20 protein-coding genes are annotated in these 20,304 nt (G+C 63.5%); 13 read left to right on the forward strand and 7 right to left on the reverse strand.

What is annotated here, in order from left to right:
* Positions 1–34: 34 nt before the first annotated feature.
* A complete protein-coding gene (locus tag RIA72_RS02220) occupies positions 35–934 on the forward strand; it encodes a helix-turn-helix transcriptional regulator (RefSeq protein ID WP_350030722.1) in 900 nt (299 codons plus the stop codon).
* Here RIA72_RS02220 and RIA72_RS02225 read toward each other — a convergent pair.
* The gene (locus RIA72_RS02225; RefSeq protein WP_350030723.1) at positions 892–1,893 is read right to left on the reverse strand and encodes a Rieske 2Fe-2S domain-containing protein; all 1,002 of its coding nucleotides are present in this window, start codon (positions 1,891–1,893) and stop codon (positions 892–894) included. The two genes, RIA72_RS02220 and RIA72_RS02225, sit on opposite strands and share 43 nt — an antisense overlap.
* Before the next feature lie 207 nt (positions 1,894–2,100).
* Between RIA72_RS02225 and RIA72_RS02230 the strand changes: the two genes are divergently transcribed.
* The 12 genes from RIA72_RS02230 to RIA72_RS02285 all read left to right on the forward strand — a co-directional run bounded on the left by RIA72_RS02230 (position 2,101) and on the right by RIA72_RS02285 (position 12,936).
* Entirely contained in the window at positions 2,101–3,921 is a 1,821-nt protein-coding gene (locus RIA72_RS02230; protein ID WP_350030724.1) for a long-chain-acyl-CoA synthetase, read from the forward strand.
* A complete protein-coding gene (locus RIA72_RS02235) occupies positions 3,918–5,096 on the forward strand; it encodes an acyl-CoA dehydrogenase family protein (RefSeq protein WP_350030725.1) in 1,179 nt (392 codons plus the stop codon). The genes RIA72_RS02230 and RIA72_RS02235 overlap by 4 nt, the downstream gene beginning before the upstream one ends.
* Positions 5,093–6,034 carry a bifunctional MaoC family dehydratase N-terminal/OB-fold nucleic acid binding domain-containing protein gene (locus tag RIA72_RS02240; RefSeq protein ID WP_350030726.1) on the forward strand — a complete coding sequence of 314 codons (942 nt, stop codon included), beginning with the start codon at positions 5,093–5,095 and terminating at the stop codon, positions 6,032–6,034. The genes RIA72_RS02235 and RIA72_RS02240 overlap by 4 nt, the downstream gene beginning before the upstream one ends.
* Positions 6,035–6,043: 9 nt before the next feature.
* On the forward strand, positions 6,044–7,153 hold the full coding sequence (locus tag RIA72_RS02245; RefSeq protein ID WP_350030727.1) for an acyl-CoA dehydrogenase family protein: 1,110 nt from the start codon (positions 6,044–6,046) through the stop codon (positions 7,151–7,153).
* On the forward strand, positions 7,150–7,578 hold the full coding sequence (locus RIA72_RS02250) for a MaoC/PaaZ C-terminal domain-containing protein (protein WP_350030728.1): 429 nt from the start codon (positions 7,150–7,152) through the stop codon (positions 7,576–7,578). Before RIA72_RS02245 ends, RIA72_RS02250 begins: the two co-directional genes overlap by 4 nt.
* The gene (locus tag RIA72_RS02255; RefSeq protein WP_350030729.1) at positions 7,575–8,747 is read left to right on the forward strand and encodes a lipid-transfer protein; all 1,173 of its coding nucleotides are present in this window, start codon (positions 7,575–7,577) and stop codon (positions 8,745–8,747) included. Before RIA72_RS02250 ends, RIA72_RS02255 begins: the two co-directional genes overlap by 4 nt.
* Before the next feature lie 170 nt (positions 8,748–8,917).
* Positions 8,918–9,928: a hypothetical protein gene (locus RIA72_RS02260; protein WP_350030730.1), complete on the forward strand. Its 1,011-nt coding sequence runs from the start codon at positions 8,918–8,920 to the stop codon at positions 9,926–9,928.
* A gap of 13 nt (positions 9,929–9,941) precedes the next feature.
* Positions 9,942–10,316 (forward strand): nuclear transport factor 2 family protein, encoded by a 375-nt coding sequence (locus RIA72_RS02265; protein WP_350030731.1) that lies wholly within the window; start codon positions 9,942–9,944, stop codon positions 10,314–10,316.
* A 123-nt stretch (positions 10,317–10,439) separates the two neighbouring features.
* Positions 10,440–11,381 carry an IS1595 family transposase gene (locus RIA72_RS02270; RefSeq protein WP_350030732.1) on the forward strand — a complete coding sequence of 314 codons (942 nt, stop codon included), beginning with the start codon at positions 10,440–10,442 and terminating at the stop codon, positions 11,379–11,381.
* 97 nt (positions 11,382–11,478) lie between these two features.
* A complete protein-coding gene (locus tag RIA72_RS02275; RefSeq protein ID WP_350030733.1) occupies positions 11,479–12,270 on the forward strand; it encodes a hypothetical protein in 792 nt (263 codons plus the stop codon).
* Positions 12,257–12,790 carry a type II toxin-antitoxin system VapC family toxin gene (locus tag RIA72_RS02280; RefSeq protein ID WP_350030734.1) on the forward strand — a complete coding sequence of 178 codons (534 nt, stop codon included), beginning with the start codon at positions 12,257–12,259 and terminating at the stop codon, positions 12,788–12,790. The genes RIA72_RS02275 and RIA72_RS02280 overlap by 14 nt, the downstream gene beginning before the upstream one ends.
* Positions 12,790–12,936 carry a hypothetical protein gene (locus tag RIA72_RS02285; protein WP_350030735.1) on the forward strand — a complete coding sequence of 49 codons (147 nt, stop codon included), beginning with the start codon at positions 12,790–12,792 and terminating at the stop codon, positions 12,934–12,936. The genes RIA72_RS02280 and RIA72_RS02285 overlap by 1 nt, the downstream gene beginning before the upstream one ends.
* Here the strand turns inward: RIA72_RS02285 and RIA72_RS02290 are convergent.
* The 6 genes from RIA72_RS02290 to RIA72_RS02315 form a co-directional block, all read right to left on the reverse strand.
* The gene (locus RIA72_RS02290; RefSeq protein ID WP_350030736.1) at positions 12,926–13,603 is read right to left on the reverse strand and encodes a hypothetical protein; all 678 of its coding nucleotides are present in this window, start codon (positions 13,601–13,603) and stop codon (positions 12,926–12,928) included. The genes RIA72_RS02285 and RIA72_RS02290 overlap by 11 nt on opposite strands.
* A 68-nt stretch (positions 13,604–13,671) precedes the next feature.
* The gene (locus RIA72_RS02295) at positions 13,672–15,048 is read right to left on the reverse strand and encodes a cytochrome P450 (protein WP_350030737.1); all 1,377 of its coding nucleotides are present in this window, start codon (positions 15,046–15,048) and stop codon (positions 13,672–13,674) included.
* Positions 15,049–15,059: 11 nt separating this feature from the next.
* Entirely contained in the window at positions 15,060–15,842 is a 783-nt protein-coding gene (locus tag RIA72_RS02300) for an SDR family NAD(P)-dependent oxidoreductase (protein ID WP_350030738.1), read from the reverse strand.
* 36 nt (positions 15,843–15,878) lie between these two features.
* Positions 15,879–17,153: a Rieske 2Fe-2S domain-containing protein gene (locus RIA72_RS02305; RefSeq protein ID WP_350030739.1), complete on the reverse strand. Its 1,275-nt coding sequence runs from the start codon at positions 17,151–17,153 to the stop codon at positions 15,879–15,881.
* Between the two features lie 56 nt (positions 17,154–17,209).
* Entirely contained in the window at positions 17,210–18,394 is a 1,185-nt protein-coding gene (locus tag RIA72_RS02310; protein WP_350030740.1) for an oxidoreductase, read from the reverse strand.
* A gap of 154 nt (positions 18,395–18,548) precedes the next feature.
* Complete coding sequence (locus RIA72_RS02315; RefSeq protein WP_350030741.1) at positions 18,549–20,255, reverse strand: FAD-binding protein; 1,707 nt, start codon at positions 20,253–20,255, stop codon at positions 18,549–18,551.
* Positions 20,256–20,304 lie beyond the last annotated feature (49 nt).

Genomic DNA, 20,304 nt, shown 5'->3' on the forward strand with positions numbered 1-20,304 from the left:
CCGAAAAATCGGCACGGCCATGGAATGGGAAGGGATGATGCGCGCGCAAAAACGGCAGGGAGAGATCATCAGCGCGAACGCGCGGGTCTGGTCGACGGTTTATCATGTCGACCGTGCCGCGCGGCACATTCGCCGTCCGACCCGCGACATTCTGGCTCTCTGCACCGAATTGGTGCGCGATTCGAGCGGCTATTTCACGAGCGATGAAGGCACAAGCAAGCTGCTCGCGCTCGGCAGCCTCATCTTCATCCCGGCGGGAACCGAGATCGCGGCCTTTGGGCCCGGCGGGTCGAAGCGCATCGTCTTCTGCTCGCTTGGGCAGGGCTTTCTGCTCGACGGGTTCGACCGCAACGACGCGCGACTGCTCGCGCTCTGCAGCGACGTTCGCGATCCCAATATCTGGAACGTCATGCAGCGGCTGGGAGAGGAAGTCATGCGGCCCGGCCCCGACTCCGAAACGCTCGTCGAGCATCTCGCGATGGTGCTGCGGACCGATTTCCGGCGCTATCTCGCGCGGGGCCGCCTGCTTGCCACATCGACGGGCGCGCTCGCCCCTTGGCAACTCAGCCTGATCGAAAATTTCGTGTACGAAAGCGAGTGGCAGCGCATCCGGCTGGACGAGATTGCGAGTCGTCTCGGGATCAGCACCGGCCATTTGTCGCGCGGCTTCAAATCTGCGACCGGCCAGACCGTGCATCAATGGATCGCCAAGGTCCGGCTCGAAAAAGCGCGCATCCTGCTGCGCGACCGGGGGATTCCGCTGAAACAGATCGCGTCGATGCTGGGCTTCCGAAGCTGCGCCAGCTTTTCGCACAGCTTTCGCCAAAGCACGGGATCGACCCCCAGCGCCTTTCGCACCCAATCGGCGCGGGCTCCGCGGCCGGGCCATCATCACGTTACGGCCTCCGGCTCGCAGGCCGCGTCGGCGGGGTAAAATTGCGCATAGAAGCGGCGCCAGCGGTCGATCGCTCCATCCCCCTGGCACAAGATCGGGGACGCGACATAGGCCTTGTTGTCCCAAATGCGCTTGTCCTGTTCGAGCTGACGGACGACCTCGCGGATGATCGCGGCCGCGACCGCGGCAGTAGGGCCTTCGGCCTGCGCCTTCGGCTGCAGAAAACAAAAGCGGACGTGGACATGGTCGACCGCGACCGGCGTGACGCCCGAAATCAGCAGCGTTTCCGAAATGCCCGTGAAACGCGTCCACGACTGGCCCGGTCCGACGTTGACAACATGGATCCCGCCCGGAACCTGGCCGCGCGGCGTATCCATCGGCGCATTGATGTCGGTGCGCATGATATGGCCGTCAAAGGCGGTCTTCTGCTCGGGATAAGCGGCCGTGCCATGCGTATATTGGAAATGCGCCGTGTCCGATCCGTTTTCGGCCATGTCCTGAAGATGGACGTTGATGTGCCATTCAAAGCGCTCGCACGCGGTCCATTCGGGATCCGTCGCCTCGGGAACGTCGGCGACCTCCCACTGCGGCGCCACGCCCGCGGGGTGATACCATGCCCAGATCAATCGATTCTTCTCAACCACCGGCCAGCTCCGCACGCAGGGACGCTTGACCCGGGGCGGGATCGACCGCGAATAGGGAATGTCGACGACGGTTCCGCGATCGTCATAGGCCCAGGCATGGAACGGACAGACGATGCTGTTGCCCGAGACCCGGCCGCCGTGGCCCAGATGCGCGCCCAGATGCCGGCAATAGGCATCGAGCATGCGCGTCCGCCCGTCTTCGCCGCGCCAGAGTACGAGTTCGCGGTCAAAATAGCGTAGAGGCCGGACGCCCCCCACGGGAAGCTCGTCCGAATAGCCGACCACATACCAGCCGAACGGAATCGGCAACCGGATATCGCGGTCGGCGGCGCTCAATTTCCGGTCAAACTCCACCTGTTCACCCTCCATGGCTGGCGACCTTCCCGATCGCCGACACCTATGCCCGACCCACGTAAGGTGCAATTCCATGCGCGCCATGAAACGCAATTCATGCAGGAAAAGCGATAATTGCATCAGAATTGCGATGTAATTTTCTCCCCACGATCCGCGAATGAAAATTAGGAAGGGACCGGCACGGAGCAGGGAGAAACACGGTCCGTCATGTCCGATTTTATCATTCCGACACGCGCCCAATCCGATGCGCGGCTTCGGCGCGGCTATTCGCGCCTCGCCGGTTTTGCGCGCGACAAACGCTATACCGTCGCCGACCGGTTCGAGGAGCGCGCGAACGATTCGGCGGCTATTCCGTTCATCCTCTTCGAAGACCACGCCATCAGCTATGCCGAGGCTGACCTGTTCGCCAACCGCGTGGCGAACGCCGCGATGCAGGCGGGGCTGGGGCCCGGCGACGTCGTCGCGCTGATGATGCTCAACCGGCCCGAATTTCTGCTGATCTGGATCGGGCTGGCGAAAATCGGTGTCGTCGCGGCGCTGATCAACACATCGACGACCGGGGCGGCGCTTGCCCATGCGCTCCGCGAGGTCGAAGCGACCGCGCTGATCGTCGATACGCCGCTGGTTCCGGCGGTCGCTGCGCTTGACGCGGCGGCGCTGCCGCGCCTGATCTTCGAGGACAGCGAAGCCGGCATCGCGAAACAAGGGCATCCGGGCTGGATCGACTTCAACCAGCGTCTTGAGGCCGCGTCGGACCGGCGCCCCGGCCGGGAGCATCGCGCGCATCTCGTCATGGGCGACCCGCTCTATTATATCTTCACGTCGGGCACCACCGGACTGCCAAAGGCGGCGCGGATGAGTCATCTGCGCTTCTTCAACGCGGGCGAGATGATGGCGGGTCTGCTGGATTTCGGAGCCGACGGGGTCATCTACGATTTCCTGCCCTTGTTCCATGGCGCGGGCGGCATGGTGGTTCCGTCGGTCGCAATGGCAGAGGGGCGCCCCCTCCTGCTTCGCCGAAAGTTCAGCCGGACCGAATTCTGGAACGACATCCGGCGCCACCATGTAACCGCGACCTATTATATCGGCGAGATCGTTCGCTACCTCCTCGCTGCCCCGCCGCGCCCCGACGACCGCGACCATACGCTGCGCGCCATGTGCGGCGCCGGGCTGCGCGCCGACCACTGGCGCGCTTTCGTCGATCGTTTCGGCGTCGCCGACATTATCGAGGGGCTGGGCGCGACCGAAGGGAATTACAGCCTCAGCAACGCCGACAACCGGATCGGCTCGGTTGGCCGCCTGCCCTATCCCGACGCGACCAATATCCGCGTTCTGAAATGGGATATGGAAGCGGGCGACCACGCGCGCGACGCGGCCGGAAAGCCCCTATTGGCGCGCCCAGGCGAGGTCGGCGAGCTGATCGCCGAAGTGCTCGACGGCACCGGAATCGCGGGATATTTCGAAGGCTATACGAACCGCGCGGCGAGCGAAGCGAAATTGCTGCGCGATCTTTTTCGTCCCGGCGACGCGTGGTTCCGGTCGGGCGATCTCGTGCGGTTCGACGCCGACGACTATTTTTTTTTCGTCGACCGTCTGGGCGACACGTTCCGCTGGAAGAGCGAGAATGTCTCGACGCAGGAGGTCGAGGCCGCGCTCGGCCGTTTTGCCGGCCCCGAGATGGTGAATGTCTATGGCGTCCACGTTCCGGGAGCCGAAGGCCGGGCGGGCATGGCGGCACTGACCTATGCCGATCCCGCGCATTTCGATCCCGCCGCCTTCTATCGGCATTGCGAGGGGGAACTCGCCCCCTATGCCGTGCCGGTCTTTGTCCGCATCGGCGTGACCGCAGACCTGACCGCGACCTTCAAGCTCCGCAAGGTCGATCTGCAACGCCAGGGCTATGATCCCGCCGCAGTCGGGACCGACCGCCTCTATATCGCCGACCCTGCGGGCCAGACCTATGTGCCGCTGACCCCCGACACGCTCGCACGGCTCGCGTTTCCGCCCTTCGAAAGAGACGCCGCATGATTCACGTTGGTCCGACGGACGCACAAAGGGCCCTCCGCGCCGAATTCCGCGCCTATCTTGCCGCGCTGATGACCCCGGAGCTTCGGGCTGCGACCCGCGGCGCAGAGAGCGGCCCCGAATATCGCGCCGCGATCCGCCAGATGGGGCGCGACGGATGGCTGACACCCGGCTGGCCGATCGAATATGGCGGCCGCGGGCTCGATCCGCTTGCGCAGAAAATCCTGCTCGAAGAGCTGGTTCTCGCCGAAGCGCCCTTTCCCTTCGTCACCGTCAACACGGTCGGCCCGGCCCTGATGCGGATCGCGAGCGATGAGCAGAAAAGGATGATCCTGCCGCGCATCGCCCTGGGCGAGCTGATCTTCGCCATCGGCTATTCGGAGCCCGGTGCGGGAACCGACCTCGCCAGCCTCAAAACGCGCGCGGTACGCGATGGCGGTGATTTCGTCATCAACGGCCAAAAGGTCTTCACCAGTGGCGCAGAAGGCGCCGACTATATCTTCCTCGCCGCGCGTACCGATACCGACGTGCCGCCGCACCGCGGCATTTCCATCTTCATGGTCGACACGCGCCTGCCGGGTTTCAGCCTGTCGCCGATCCGAACCGTGGGTGACGTCCGCACCAACGTGACCTATTATGACGATGTGCGCGTCCCTGCGGATATGGTGGTCGGCGAGATCGGCGGCGGCTGGCGCCTGATCGCCGAACAGCTCAACCACGAACGCATCGGTCTCGCCGCGCTCAGCTACGCCGCGCGCGGCTGCTTCGACGCGGTCGTCGCCTGGGCGCGCGAAGCATCGGAAGCGAGCGGCACGCGGCCGGTCGATACGCCCTGGGTCCAGATGGCCCTCGCCGAATGCTATGCGCTGCTCAGTGCGGTCGGCGTGACCGCCGATCGCGTCGCCGCGGACTTCGGGGCCGGCGCAGGACAAGCCGCGCGCGCCAGCGCGCTCAAGGTCTTCGGCACCGAAAGCGTGATCCGGGTGATGCGGCTGCTGCTCGACATATTCGGTTCGTCCGGGCTGCTGCGCGCCGGTTCGGCGGGAGCGATACTCCACGGCCGGATCGAGGCCGAATATCGCAAATGCCAGATCAACACATTCGGCGGCGGCACCGCCGAAGTGCTGCGCGATATGGTGGCACAGGCAGGGCTCGGTATGCCGCGCGGGGAAAGATGATGGGGCACGACACGCTGCTTGCGGAGGCGCGAAGCTGGATCGGCCGCACGGCGATGCCCGACCAGGTCGCGCGCGATCCCGTCAACCTGCCGATGATCCGCCGCTGGTGCGACGCGATGGGCGAGGCCAATCCGATCTATACCGACGCGTCGGCAGCGCGGGCGGCGGGGCTGCCGGGCATCGTCGCGCCGCCCGCAATGCTCGATGTATGGACGATGGCGCCCTATCGTCCGGGCGGACGGACGGACGCGGAAAGCATCGCGGTGCTGCGGCTGTTCGACGCCGCCGGTTATAGCGGAGTGGTCGCAACCAACGTCGCGCAGCGATACGACCGGTACCTCGTCCCGGGCGACCTGATAAGCGCGCGCGCGACCGTCGCCGATGTATCGGAAGAAAAGCGAACCGCGCTGGGGATCGGCCATTTCGTGACGCTCGCCTATGAATTCGCCGACGCCGCCGGCGCACGGGTTGGCGCGATGGAGTTCCGGCTCTTCAAATTCAAGCCGACCCGCGCCCGGCCGGCCGAACCCTTAACCGAAACGCCGCCGGCGCCCCGTCACCCGCGACCCGCGATTACCCACGACAATGCCTTTTACTGGGAGGGGATCGCCCGGCGGAAATTGCTGTTCCAGTCATTCGGCGGAAGGCTGCGCCACCCCCCCGGACCGATGGATCCCGAAACGGGCGCGCTCGATTTCGACATTGTCGAAGCGAGCGGACACGGCACGATCCACAGCTTCGCGATCGTCCACCAGCCACAGCTTCCCGGCTTTACCTATCCGCTGCCCGTCGTGCTTGTCGAGCTGGAAGAGGGGGTGCGCATGACCGCCAACCTGCTCGACGCCGACATCGCCGAGATCGCGATCGGACGCGCCGTCCTCGTCGACTTTTTCGAGGTCGAGCCGGGCTATCTGCTGCCCGGCTTCCGGCTCGTGTGAGGAACATCAATGGACTTTACCTATTCCGATGATCAAGTCGCGCTACGCGACCTTGCCGCGCGCATATTGGGCGAGCGGGGCGCCGACGACGATCCGCGCGACGGCGCATATGATGCGGCGGCATGGCGCGCGCTTGCAGAGACCGGCCTGCTGGGACTCGCCATCGGCACCCGCTGGGGCGGGCTTGGGCTTGGAATGATCGATTTCGGCCTGCTGCTCGAGGAACAGGGGCGAACGCTTGCCAGGGTTCCGCTGATCCCTTCGATCGTGATGGGCGCAATGACGATCGATCGCTTCGGTTCGGATGCCCAGCGCAGACATTATCTGCCCGGCGCGCTGGCGGGCGAAATGCTCTTGACCGCGGCGATAGAGGAAGAAGGCAATGCCGACCCCGCCCGCCCCGCAACCCGCGCGTGGCGGACGGGGGACAGGTGGGTCCTCAGCGGAACAAAAACCGCCGTGCCCTATGCCGCAAAAGCCGGCGCGATGCTGGTGTCGGCGCAGGGCGAAACCGATGCGATGCTGTTTCTGGTCGACGCAGCGATCGCACCGGCGCCGGAGCCGCAATGGGCGACGAATGGCGAACCGCAGGGGCGTTTCCATTTCGCCGAGACCGCGTTGCCCGCCGCCGCGTTGTTGGGTGAAGGCAGCCCCGATGCGCTGCCCGACCTGATTGCGCGCGCGCGCATCGCGCTGGCGCAGCGGCAAGTGGGGGTGGCGGCGGAGGCGCTGCGCCGCACCGCGGAGTATAGCTCGTCGCGTATCCAGTTCGGGCGGCCCACGGGGTCGATGCAGGCGGTCCAGCAACGCGCCGCCGACGGCTTCATCGATGTAGAGGCGATGCGGTCGGCCGCGCTGCTCGCTGCATGGCGATACGATCAGGGAATGTGCGGCGCGGCCGAAGCGGCGAGCGCCAAATATTGGGCGGCGACGGGAGGGCATCGCGTCGCGCACACGGCTCAGCATCTCCACGGCGGAATCGGCGCCGATATCAGCTATCCGATTCACCGCTATTTCTTGGAGGCGATGGCGGTCGGGCACGCGCTGGGCGGCGGGATGCCGATGCTCGCAGAGATCGGCCGCGCGATTGCCGAAGGCCGGACGGAAGCCCTCGCATGAGCGCGGCGACGGACCGAAATATCGCGCCGGGACAGTCGCTTCCCGGCCTCGTCATTCCGCTCACCGCATCGGCGATCGTCGCCGCCGCGATCGCGACGAATGATTTCGAGAAAGTCCACCATGACCAGGCGGCGGCAAAGGCGGCGGGGGTACCCGACATCTTTATGAATATCCTCTCAACCAACGGCATGGTGCAACGCTATGTCGCCGAGTGGGCGGGTTCTGCCGCGCGGATCGTGGGAATCGACGTCAAACTCGGCACGCCCAATTTCGCTGGCGACGAGATGAAGCTGAACGGTGTCGTCGGTGCGGTCGACGGTCCGCGATTTTCGGTCGAGGTCATCGGGCGGAACCGGATCGGAACCCATGTCGAGGCGGTCGTCCATCTGGTCATGGATCAACGGATCAAGGGGGAAAGGGCATGACCTCGAACCTGTCGGGCAAGGCCGCAATCGTCGGGATCGGCGCCACAGAATTTTCAAAGAACAGCGGCCGTTCCGAACTGCGTCTCGCGGTTGAGGCGGTCCGCGCCGCGCTGCGCGATGCGGGGATCGATCCCGCCGAGGTCGACGGGCTCGCGACCTTCACGCTCGACAACAATCCCGAAATCGAGGTCTTTCGCAATATTGGCGGCCGCAACCTCAAATTTTTCTCGCGCACCCATTATGGCGGCGGTGCGGCGTGTGCGCCCGTAATACATGCGGCGATGGCGGTTGCAACCGGGGTCGCCGAGGTCGTCGTCTGCTACCGCGCGATGAACGAGCGCTCGCAATATCGGTTCGGCGGCGCTTACACGCCCGCCGCGGTGCCGACCGCAGAGATGGCGCATTACGGCTATTATGTTCCCTCGGGCCTTGCCTCGCCCGCGTCATGGATCGCGATGGCCGCGCGCCGTTACATGCACGAGCATGGCGCGACATCGGAAGATTTCGGACGCGTCGCGGTGGCGTGCCGCCGGCACGCGGCGAACAATCCGGCGGCATGGTTCCACGGCCAGCCGATCACGCTCGACGACCACCAGGCCTCGCGCTGGATCGTCGAGCCATTGCGGCTGCTCGACTGCTGCCAGGAATCGGACGGCGCGGTCGCCCTTGTGATCACCAGCGCCCGCCGCGCCGCGCGCCTGACGCAGCCGGCCGCGGTGATATTGGGGGCGGCGCAGGGCGCCACCGACGACCAGCAGATGATGACCAGCTATTATCGCGCGGACATCAGCGCGCTTCCGGAAATGAAACTCGTCGCGGACCAGCTCTACGCCCAAGCAGGGATCGGCGCGCGCGATATTCGGACCGCTACGCTCTACGACCATTTCACGCCCTTTGTGCTGCCCCAACTCGAAGCCTTCGGATTCGCACCCAGGGGCGATGCGAAAAGCTTTATCCGCGAGGGCAATCTCGAAATCGGCGGACGCCTTCCCGTCAACACCAATGGCGGCCAGCTCGGCGAAGCCTATATCCACGGCGTCAACGGCATCGCCGAAGCGGTGCGCCAGGTGCGCGGGACGTCGATCAATCAGGTACCGGGCGACGGCCCGGTACTGGTGACGGCCGGATCGGGCGTCCCGACCAGCGGGTTGATATTGGGTCTGCAATAAATCAGAATAGCGATATGCACAGGATTTATGAGAAAAATCGACATATATAGCGATAATGTTTGCTGTAAACGCTATTTTATGTATGTTGTTGCACATATTATAACGCATTTCTCATTTCGCGGGCAGCGCTGACTCTCGATGCGGAGCAAATGGGTGAAGGGGATGGGCAGATGGCTCCGGGCCGCGATCTACTCTTTGCGATGACAAGCGAGGGCCATCGTTTCCCGATCCTCGACCTGACCCACGACGCGTTCAAGGTCAGCCGCGACCCACAGTTCCTTGAGCGGCTTCTCCGCGAATATGTCGCGGCCGACCGGCGACAGCGGCGCGTGCCGGCAGTCGTGCAGAAATGGCTGATGCGCACGATGGCGCGGCGTTCGCCGCTGATGAAAGCGCTGATCCATCCCGACTCGGATCACTTCGACGGCCTCAGCACCTATGTGATCAAGCTGGGTGACAAGAATCTGCCGTCGCCTTTCGATGGCCGGCTGGAAAAACGGATCGCAGGATCGCCGCACGCCCTGCTGACACGCGTTCGGATGCAGCAGATCGCGGGCATGATGGCGACGGCGGTGCGCAGCGATCCCCATCTCTGGGGGCCTCGTACATTGCATCTTTTGAACATCGCCGGTGGCCCCGCGTTCGACAGCATCAACGCGTTGCTGATGCTGGCCGAAGACGAACCCGCACTGCTCGACCGGCGGATCGAGATAGAGGTGCTCGACCTTGCCGGTCCAGGCGCCGCGTTCGGCCAGGCTGCGATCGAGCAGCTGACGCGCCCCGGTGCGCCGCTTGCCGGGGTCGATGTCGTTTTCCGTCACATTCCCTACGACTGGAACGATACGCGTCCGCTGCGCGACCGGCTCGAGGCGATCCGAGCCGAAGGTGGGATCGCCTTGCTGTCGAGCGAAGGCGGATTGTTCGAATATGCGAACGACGCCGCCGTTTCGGCGAACCTCGAACTGCTCGGACAGTTCGGCGACATCGTTCGCAATGTTTTCGGATCGGTGACGGTCGACGAGGAAACGGTCGCCACCGACTATTTCACCCTTCAGCGGCGCGGGCTGTCCGGCTTTCAGCCGATTGCCGCCGCCGCGGGATGGGAGCTCGCATCGTGGAACGGGTCGGGCCTCAGCCATCAGGTATGCCTGCGCCGCTCCTCCGCTCCCGATGCGCATTGAAAAGGACTGCGGCATGCCGACCCATGGCGAAATGACCGCCACGATCGAGAAATATGTGGCGGCGCTGTCGAACGGCGATCTCGACGCCATGCTGCAACTCTATGCACCCGACGTCCGGATCGAGGACCCGGTCGGAACGCCCGAACGCCAGGGTCATGCCGCGGTCGACGCGCTGATGCGACAGGCGGTCGATGCGGGCATGAAGCTGGTGCTGACGGCGCCCGTATGCACGGCCGGCCGTTCTGCCGCTTTCGCCTTTTCAGCGACGCTGGGGGGCGGCGCGATGGAAGTCGATTCGATCAATGTCGTCGAATTCGGTGCGGACGGGAAAATCGTCCGTTCGCGCGCCTATTGGGGGCCGGACAATATACGGCCCGGCGCCGGATAGCCCCCTCCCTGGGTCGCGGATCGCCCTTCCCTCACGCTCCGCGGCCCGCTTTTTCCTTGGTGATTATATACCTTGCAAACACGGTGACGATATGGCATAGAATCCTTCAAGGAGTTCAATGCCATGTCTGCCCTGTCCCGCCCCGAGTTCCACAGCGAAGAAGCTGCCTTTGCTCACCTCGAAAGCATCGTGTGGGCGGACGGTTCGGTTTGCCCGCACTGTGGCGGGCTGGACCGCATCACGAAGGTCAAGGCGAACCCGGCGAAGCGCATCCGCGAAGGTCTGTGGCGCTGCGGTGATTGCAAAAAGCAGTTCACCGTGAAGATTGGCACCGTGTTCGAGCACATGCGCCTTCCGCTCCACAAGGCGATGCAGGCCGTCTATCTGATGACCAGCAGCAAGAAGGGTATCAGCGCCCACCAGCTCCACCGTATCCTTGAGATCACCTACAAGAGCGCGTGGTTTCTGGCGCACCGTATCCGCGAAGCCATGACCAGCGGCGAACTTACCCCGTTCGGCGGCAACGGCGGCGTGGTCGAGGTCGATGAAACCTTCATCGGTCATCTCAAGGGCGTCGAAAAGAAGCGCGCCTTCCACCACAAGATGAAGGTGCTCGCCCTCGTTGACCGCGACACCGGCAAGGCTCGCACCATGGTCGTCGAGAACGTGAAGGCCGAAACTCTGATGCCGATCGTTCTCGCCAACGTCGCTCGCGAAGCTCGCGTGATGACCGACGAGCACAGCGGCTATCGCGACATGGGTAAGTTCTTTTCCGCCCATGGCACGACCAGCCATGGCAAGGGCGAGTACGTGAACCTCACCGACCGCAGCATCCACAGCAACACCGTTGAGGGCTATTTTAGCATCTTCAAGCGGGGGATGAAGGGGATTTACCAGCACTGCGGCGAGCAGCATCTTCATCGCTATCTGGCGGAATATGAGTTCCGCTATAACAACCGGGCCGCGCTTGGGTGCAATGATACCGACCGCTCGGTTGCTGCGATGCAGGGTATCGTCGGCAAGCGCCTCACCTATAAGTCAACTGGTGAGCGGGCAAACGGGTGATTCGAAACCCATAGGCCGAACCAGAAGCCGCTGGCGCACGAAGCCGCACAGAAAGAGATAGCTTTACCTCGATTCCGGGATGATCTAGAATCCGCCTATGGCGGATTTTGATCATCCCGATCAGGTGAGCGTAACGATCCGTCCAACCGGCGGTGACGATCATTCCATTGCCGCCGCTGACTTCATCAAGCAAATTGACGCGCTGCGTCAGCTGCTGACGTTGTCCGATAGGCGGACGAGCGTAGACGCTCGGATCGTCAAAATGCACATGAACAGCCCTGCCACCGTGGTTATGGAGCCTGTTCGTGATGATGGAATGTTGGGCGCGAGCCTAAGGTTCTTCACGGATATTGAGGCAGTCGTTTTAGGGGGGCAAGCGCCCCCCAGTTTTGACCGCCCCGTCTTTGATGCGCTGCGAGAGTTCGCAGCCGTCGTCGGCAAGAGCGTGCGTAGCGCGACCATCGAAGTCGCAGGCAAATCGATACTCATCGATGTTGCTGCCCGAAAGCGCATCGAAGGCGTTTTCGGTCCCGACACCAGTTCCGAGGGCACTGTCGATGGAATGTTGGAAGCGGTAAATGTCCACGGGAAGAAGAATACTTTCGGCCTCTACCCTATTGTGGGAGCCAACCGCATCTCCTGCAAATTTGAAGAGCGCCTCTTACCGTGCGTTCGTCCAGCGCTCGGTAAGTATGTGCAAATCCAGGGCGAGCTGAAATATCGATGGCGGGAAAAATTTCCATACGAAGCCATGGCAAATAAGATTGAAGTTCTGGACGACTGGGAAGATCAGCCTAGCTTTACTGAGATACTCGGCATAGCTCCTGACGCCACTGGCGGGGTAGCATGCGAAGAGTTTGTTCGAAAAGTGAGGCATGGCTGGGACTAAGCCCATCATCTATGTGGACACGTGTGTCTTTATCGCGATGCTCACTGGGGAGCAGCGAAAGGATGACGAGTCCTTGCATGTGGCAGGATTCGCCGCGGAGCTAGAGCGCCGTGAGGTTATTGCTGTCACCTCCGCGCTCACCAAAACCGAAATTCTGGAGTGCACCCTTACCGACCAGCAGAGAACCACAATGGAGCGCCTAATCAGGCCCCCCAAAGTTCAGCGTAAGGATGTTTCTTCTTCCATTCTCGATCTGGCAACTGAAATTCGGAACTTTTATCAAGAGGAAAGAAGATCGGGCCGGTCGAATCTTCCAACGGTTGAAACGCCAGATGCTATTCATCTTGCAACTGCTATTTATTACGACTGCCCGAGGATGTTCACGTTCGATGAAAATGATCGTGACGAGACGACCAAGCGACCAAAGCGCGGTCTCATCCCCCTGAGCGGTATTATTGCGGGGCGTTACTCGCTTGTCATTCAAAAGCCGTTTTCGACTTCGATGGGATTTGCATTCTGATGGCCGACAAAAATCCGTCCCAACTCGACAAGTTCAAACAAGCCGCCCGCGAGCTAGAAGCCGACGAGGATGAAGCCCGCTGGGACGAGCGGCTAAAGAAGGTCGTGAAGGCGAAACCCAAGCCGGAAAAGCCCGCTAAGCCTTAGGCGGCCAAACCAATTCTAATTCGCCTTTTGACAGTCGAATGTCGGAAGCCCCGACATTCCTGTTATTGGAGAACGCATAGTTGGTTGCCGACGTGACCGTAGCTCGGAACCAAAACCCGCGCATAATTTGAAACCAAGCCTCGTCGCTCGGGTGAGCCTTGCCCCACGCCGTGATTTTACCCGCGCTCAAGGCGTCGATCAACTCTTTCTCGCTTTCCCCAGACATGCCGTAAGAGGCTCTCCATCTGGTTTTGTTACGCAGATAGTCGGCGCCCTCAGCGAACGATATATCCGGTTGCCACTTACTTTTACTTTCCGTGCTATCCGCGAACGCCGGGAGCGGGTCGTAGGGTGCCGCCTCGATTGGGGGGGGCGTGGCAGCGCTCTGCGACTTCCCCCCGATCATTAGCGCAACCACGCCGACAATTCCGACCATCGCGAGCGCATTACTTTCTACAAGAGCTACCGCGAATGGCGAAATGGCTGCCATAATCGGGTTGGCGGCTGGCGCAGCTATCCACACCACGCACGAAAACCCGAATACGGCGGTCAACGTCCAAAGGACTTTTGTGCGCCACCCCGGCGTGGCGGTGATCGCGCCAATCATTGTCGCCAGCGCCGCGCCAGCGAGCCACAGAATAACGGTGAGCGAATCCCCCTGAAACACCACCGTTTCATATCAACGGCGCCCGTGTTTGCAAGATATACAATCGCCTTTTCCTTAGGGTCAGGACCCTATGAACTCCGCGGGCGGCGCTCGCCGCCTATACGCGCGCGAAACCGCATCGCGGGGCCCGGCGTGGGCGTCAGCCGCGTTTCGAGCCGATAGTCGGGCGCGGTCAAGGACAGGTCGTAGCGGTGAAAGATGCGGGCGAGGGTGATCGTCATCAAACCTTCCGCCATCCCTTGCCCGATGCAGCTGTGCGGCCCGCGCCCGAAAGGCGAATAGGCACCCTTTTGCAGATGTTCGCTACGCGGCCGCCGGTAACGGTCGATGTCGAATCGCGCGGCGTCGGGAAAATATTCGTCCAGAAAATGGGGAACGGTGGTCGCAAGCATCACCTTCCGATTGGCCGGGATGCGAAAGCCGCCGAAATCGAACTCGGCCGCAGTGTAGCGCATTTGCGCAATCGCGTTCGGCCAGAGTCGCATCGCCTCCATCATCGTCCCGTCGGAGGCCTTCAAAGTGGCGACCGCTTCGTCATCGACCGGGCCGGCGGCGAACATCGCGTCGGCCTCGGCCTGGATGCGTCGCAGCACATCGGGGTGGCGAAGCGCCCCATAAATGGCGCTGGCAAGCGTGTTCGCCATTGAATCGAGACCCGCGATGAAGGGGCCGAGGAGCGTGATCGTCACATTCTCGTCGGGCATCAGATCGGGGGCATCGCGGTTCGCACGCAGCACCGCCATCGTCGCGCTATCAGGCCCGCCGCATGCCTCGCGCCTTGCGAACTCGCGTCGGCACGCCGCGACGAAACGCTCGATCCCGGCGCGCGCGCGCCGGTAGCGGGGCAGCGCGAGCATCCATTGCGGCCACACCCCGCCGACATGCACATTGATGATCGATTTTACGGCGTGCAGAATGTCGGGTGCATGGTCGGTCGCGGCCCGGCCGATCATCAGATACCCGATCTGTTCGGCCGCTATCCGCTGCGACAGCGCGACCACCGATACGCTTTCGGTGCCGGCGCACAGCCTGTCCAGCGCATTGTCGCACCCACGAACCAGCGCCACATATTCGCCGTGCAGCGCGCGGCGCGAAAAGCCTTCGCGCACGATCGCCCGCAGCCTTGCATGGCGTTCGCCGTCGGCACCGTTCACCACCTCGGTACCGCCGAGCTCGCGTACCATTCCCTGCCAAACTTCGCGCGATCGAAAAGCGTCGCGCCCCTCGCGCGTCGACATGAAGGTGGCGATTTCGGGACCGGCAAGCACCAGCCCGCCCCGCCCCATCGCGCGCGTCCGGAAGACCGGCCCATATTTTCGGTAAGATTCGACGAGAAAGGACGCGGGGTCGCGCATGAGGTCGAGCGTATTCCCCAGCAGGGGGAGCCCATGCGCCACCGGGACGGCCTCGGCAGGCAGAGCCGGGCCCGCGATTATGCTAGCCATGAAATGATCCGTTACCGTGCGTAGCGTGGAGCGACCCGACCGCCGAATATGTCGGCGGCGAAACGCGTGCGCAGCGTCTCCATATCGGCCCAGATCGATTCGTCGACGAGCGTGGGCATCGTTATCTCCTCGCCCGCATCAAAGCCGGCCAAGGCCGCGTCGACGAGCGCTTCGGCCGAAATAAAGGCACTGTCGGGCACGAACGACGCATCCATCCCCTGCGACCGGAAGAGTTCGGTATCGATCGGGCCGGGCAGCACCGCCTGGATGCGAATGTTGCTCGCCATATATTCCATCTGGAGCGCGCGGGTGAAGTTCAACACAAATGCTTTCGAGCCGGCATAGGAGGCACTGCCTCCGGTCGGGAGGAATGCGACCACCGACGCCATGTTGACCAGCGCGCCGCGGCCCAAACGCGAAAAACCCGACAGTGCGGCGATCGACAGCCGGACGAGCGCGACGATATTGAGGTCGATCAGCCGTTGCTGGACGTCGGCGCCTCTCGCGGCGACAGGGCCGAACTCCCCCGCGCCGGCATTGTTGACCAGCATCGCGGGCGGAGCCTGCTCGAGCCGCGCCGCGAGCGCCTGCAACGCGGCGGGGTCGCACAGATCGGCGGCGAGCGCCTCGACGGCAACGCCGAACTCGCCCTTTAGCCGGGCTGCCAGCGCGTCGAGCCGATCCGCCCGCCGCGCGACGAGCAGCAGGTCGCGGCCGCGCGCGGCAAGGCGCGCGGCATAAGCAGCCCCGATTCCCGCCGACGCTCCCGTGACGACGCAAAGATTATCGCTCACGACGTCTCTCCACCCCACGATCATCGCGCCCCGCCATCAGCGCCCGCCCCTTGCGGCGCGAAGCCAGCGCGCGCGCGGATCCACCGGCGGCTCGGCGCCCGCGCGCCGGAAATCGAGATCATAACCCTCGATCATTTCCAGATATTCTTTCGAGAAGAATTGGTGCTTCCACCACTCGGCAAAGCTTTTGGTCAGCACGTCGAAGTTGGTGTAGCGCGGTCGTCCCAGCCGTATCTTGCCGGAAGTGTAGAAGGGCAGGTCGTCATATTTGCCGACCTTCACATTCGCCCACAGATGGTAATACATGCCGAGGCGGTTCAAAATCCGCTGGACCGTCCTGTTTCGATGCCGACGGATAGTACGGACGCCGCAGTTGGCGAAGACCTCATAGCTGAAGGCGTCGATGGGCGTGATGTACAGCAGCGAGAGCAGGTGGAGACCCCAGTTTTCTTCCCACCAGTCGCTCTTGAGCACGCCGGGGCCGACCCCCCAGGATTTGGTCCTGATCTTGGCCACCGGCATTTCGCCCGGCGGCGCAATCTGCTTTTTCCAACCACGAAGCCGGAAAAAGCGGAACCAGCCGCCGGGTCCGCCCATGACCGGTTTAAGGTCGGCCTCTTCATGCCTGCGATCGCGATGCTCAAAGACCCATGCACAGATCATGCCGTCGTCCGACACCTCGAACTTCTGCTCGCTTTCGGAATAGGGAAAGCCATGCACGGTGCGGAAATGTTCGACGTCGGCATTGGCGATATAGGGGACCAGTGAATCGCCTTCGAACTGACCGAAGGTTTCGGTTCCAAAACAATATTCGGACTCGTCCTCCACCTCGAACGACAAGTCGGGCCGCGGAATGTCGGGGCCGTCGGGATCGCGTTTGCGCAGCGCGAACACAAACCCCTTCTCCTCGAAGGTTTCGAACACGCGCAGCTTCGGACGCCCGCCCGCGCGCGCGATATCGGCTTCCTTGCCCGGATTGAATTCAAGGTGGTGATAGGGACAGGTGATGACGCCGTCCTTGACGCAGCCACCCTTTTTATACGCGTCGAAATGCCCCCCCATATGCGGACAATAGGCCTGGGTCACGACCACCTTCCCGGTCGTCGCATCGCGAAAGAGCACGACGTCCTCGCCGACCCATTTTTTCGAAATGAGCTTTTCGTCCCGAACCTTGTCGGAAAATTCGATCACGAACCAGCCTTCGGGCAGCGGGTCGACGTGCGGATTCTGCCGGATCAGATCCTCAAGCTTGATGATCCCCTTGCTGTCGCTCTTTCGTTGCATCCGGGTAATCGAAACGGGTGCGTTCATGGCGGTCTTCCTTCGCTATTGCGGACAATCGGCCCGGCCGGGCGATGCCGCTCGGTTCAAACCATTTCGGCAAGCGCCCTGATCGTAAAGGGATCGGGGCTTTGGCGCTGCTCGATCTTTCCCACCCACGCGGCATCGGCGAGCAGCGAACGCCCGAGCGCGATCATGTCAAATTCGCCCGTTTCGACGCCGCGCGCCGCACGGGCGATATTGTCTTCGAAGGCCACGGGTTCGGACAGCGACCGGCGAAGCTCGCGGTCGAGCCCGATGCTGCCGACGGCGATCGTCGTCCGTCCGCTGAGCTTTTTCACCCAGCCGGCGAGCGAGAGGCCGCCATCGCCGAACGCCGGATCGTCGAAGCGGCGGGCACTGACGTCGAACACATCGACCCCGGCATCCACCAGCGGCGCGAGCAGCGCTTCGAGCGCGGCAGGCGTATCCGCAAGCCGCGCTTCATAATCCTGCAACTTCCATTGCGAGATGCGGAAAAAGAGGGGCAGTCGAGGCGCAGCGCGGCGCACCGCGCGAACCACCTCGGCACCGAAAAGCGCCCGGCCGCGCGCATCGCCGCCCCAGCGGTCCCGGCGGCGGTTGGTCGCAGACCAAAGGAAACTGTCGATCAGATAGCCGTGACCGCCGTGCAGCGCGATGCCATCGAAGCCCACCGCCGCGGCGTTGGCGGCGGATCGGGCAAAGCCATCGATGACCGCCGCTATATCGGCGTCGGACATCGCTTCGCCCTCGGGTCGCACCTGATCCAGATAGAAGGGGATCGCATTATTGACCCCGCCCGCGGGGCCCCAGATTCCCGACGGCCGACTGCTCGGCGCATCGGGGTGCCGGCCGGTTCCGGGCATTCGCACCGGCCCCTGGTGCCAAAGCTGCGGAACGATGGGCGTCCCCTCGGCGTGGACGGCCTCGACAATCGCGCGCCATCGTGCAAGCGCCTCGCCACCATGCAGCTCGGGCATATTCTGCTCGCCCATCGACCCGACGCCGAGCGCCGCCGGATGGTCGACCCCAACGCCCTCGGTAAAGATGAGACCCACGCCGCCGCGCGCGCGGCGCGTGTAATAGGCTTCGCTGTCCTCGCCAGCGAGCCCCCCCGGCGACCGGCAGCGTGTCATCGGCGACATGGCGACGCGATTGCGCAGAGACAGGCCCGCGCAATCGAACGGTGCGAACAGGCCGCCCAGATCGGCTGCCGCCGGCGCCTCGCGCGCGGTAATCGATGCCGTCATCGCATTCCCATTCGGAAAAGCCCATCGCTGCGTCAGTCAGAGAACGAAGTGCATGTCTATCGCGGTTTACGCATATTGCAACGATATTCCATGAAAATCGCGCTTTCTTAGATTATTTTCGTTGATATGAGCGAAAATGATTACGCATATTTGTTCACGCCGCCATCGTGTCGACACCCAGCGCATCGCCGACCGCCAGCAAACCGAATGTCATCGCGGGCGCAATCGTCGACCCTGCACCGGGATAGGCCGGCCCCATCACCGACGCGGCACTGTTGCCGATGGCGTAAAGCCCGCCGATGGGTTGCCCGGCGGCGTCAAGCACGCGCGCCTTTTCATCGGTCGCAAGCCCGCCCTTGGTTCCGATGTCGCCAGGATAGATGCGCACCGCGTAAAAGGGCGCCCGGGCGAGCGGGGCCAGATTGGGATTTGGCACGACATTGGGATCGCCATAATAGCGGTCATAGGCCGCGGAACCGCGCTGGAAGTCCTCGTCGACGCCGTTCGCCGCAAAGCGGTTGAAGCGCGTTACAGTTTCTTCGAGCGCCCCGGGCGGCACCTTCATCTTGGCGGCCAGGCCGCGCACATTATCGGCTTTGACAAACATGTCGCGGACCGCGCGCCGATGCGCCCAGTCGGGAAGCAGGGGCTTGAGCGGCCCCATGGGATAGCGACTGCGAAAGCGGGCATCGAACACGATCCAGGATGGAATCGTCCGCGCATCGGGACGATCGCAGTCAATCATCACCTTGCCCGCAACGTCGTAGCTGCGCGCCTCGTTCATATAGCGAAGGCCCTGTTGATTGACGATCAAGCTGCCCGGCAGCGCGCGGTCGAAGAACAGCGGCCGGCCGTGGGGTTCGCCTGGCACGCGGACCGTCGGCGCCCACCACGCTTCGTCCATCAGGTCGAGCGCGGCGCCGATCGCCACGCCGGCCTCGATCGCATCGCCCTCGTTCGGCGGCTGCGCTGCCGACCATTCGGGCCGCGTCTCGCCCGGAAGGTAGCGGTTGCGCATGAGGGCATTGCGCTCGAAACCACCCGCCGCGACTACAACGCCCTTGCGCGCGCCGATCCGCATATCGCGGCCACCCCGGACGACAACCGCCCCCACGACACGCTCGCCATCACGGATCAGGCTTTTCAGTCCGGTATCGAGCCAGAGGTCGCCGCCCTTGCGCCGAAGGGCGTTCCGCAAATGGCCGACCACGGCGTTACCGAAGGTCAGGAGCCGGCTGCGCCGCGAGCGGAGGCGCTGCGGAATGTCGATGTAATAACGAAAGAGCACTTTGAACAAAGCCAGCTGCCACCCCTTCGCGCGCGTCACCATCGGCGCGGCCTCGGTGGCTGTCCAGGGGATGACGTCGAACAGGGCCGCCGACGGATGCGTGGGGCGCAGCGTTTCGAAATCGCGGCGGTCCATGTCCCGCGCGTGCAGCGTATTGGGCTGATGGCTGCGATAGCCCATCTTGCCGCCCGGATTTTCGGCGTGATAATCGGTATAGGGGATCGCGGTGTAGCGCAGGTCGCTCATCGACTCGATGCGATCGAGCATTTTGGCGGCATTTTCGGTAAAGGCGCGTATCTTGCTCTCGGCGACACGATTGCCGGTCAGGCCCTTGATATATTGAAAGGCCTCCTCCGGACTGTCGGCCTGCCCCTGTTCCAACGCCGAGCGGCTCGCCGGGATCCACGCGACACCGCCCGACGTCGCCGAACTGCCCCCATAAAGCGAGCTCTTTTCGATCACGAGCGCATCGGCGCCATGATGCACGGCGGACAGCGCCGTCGCCATCGCGCCGGCGCCCGATCCGACGATCAACAGATCGACCTCCTTGTCCCAGCCCCCGCCGCCCGTCATGTCCGCTCCTTGTCCAGTCGATGCTATGCCGCGGGGGGAGCCGGACCCG

It is taken from the genome of Sphingopyxis sp., assembly GCF_040216815.1.
GTDB lineage: Bacteria > Pseudomonadota > Alphaproteobacteria > Sphingomonadales > Sphingomonadaceae > Sphingopyxis.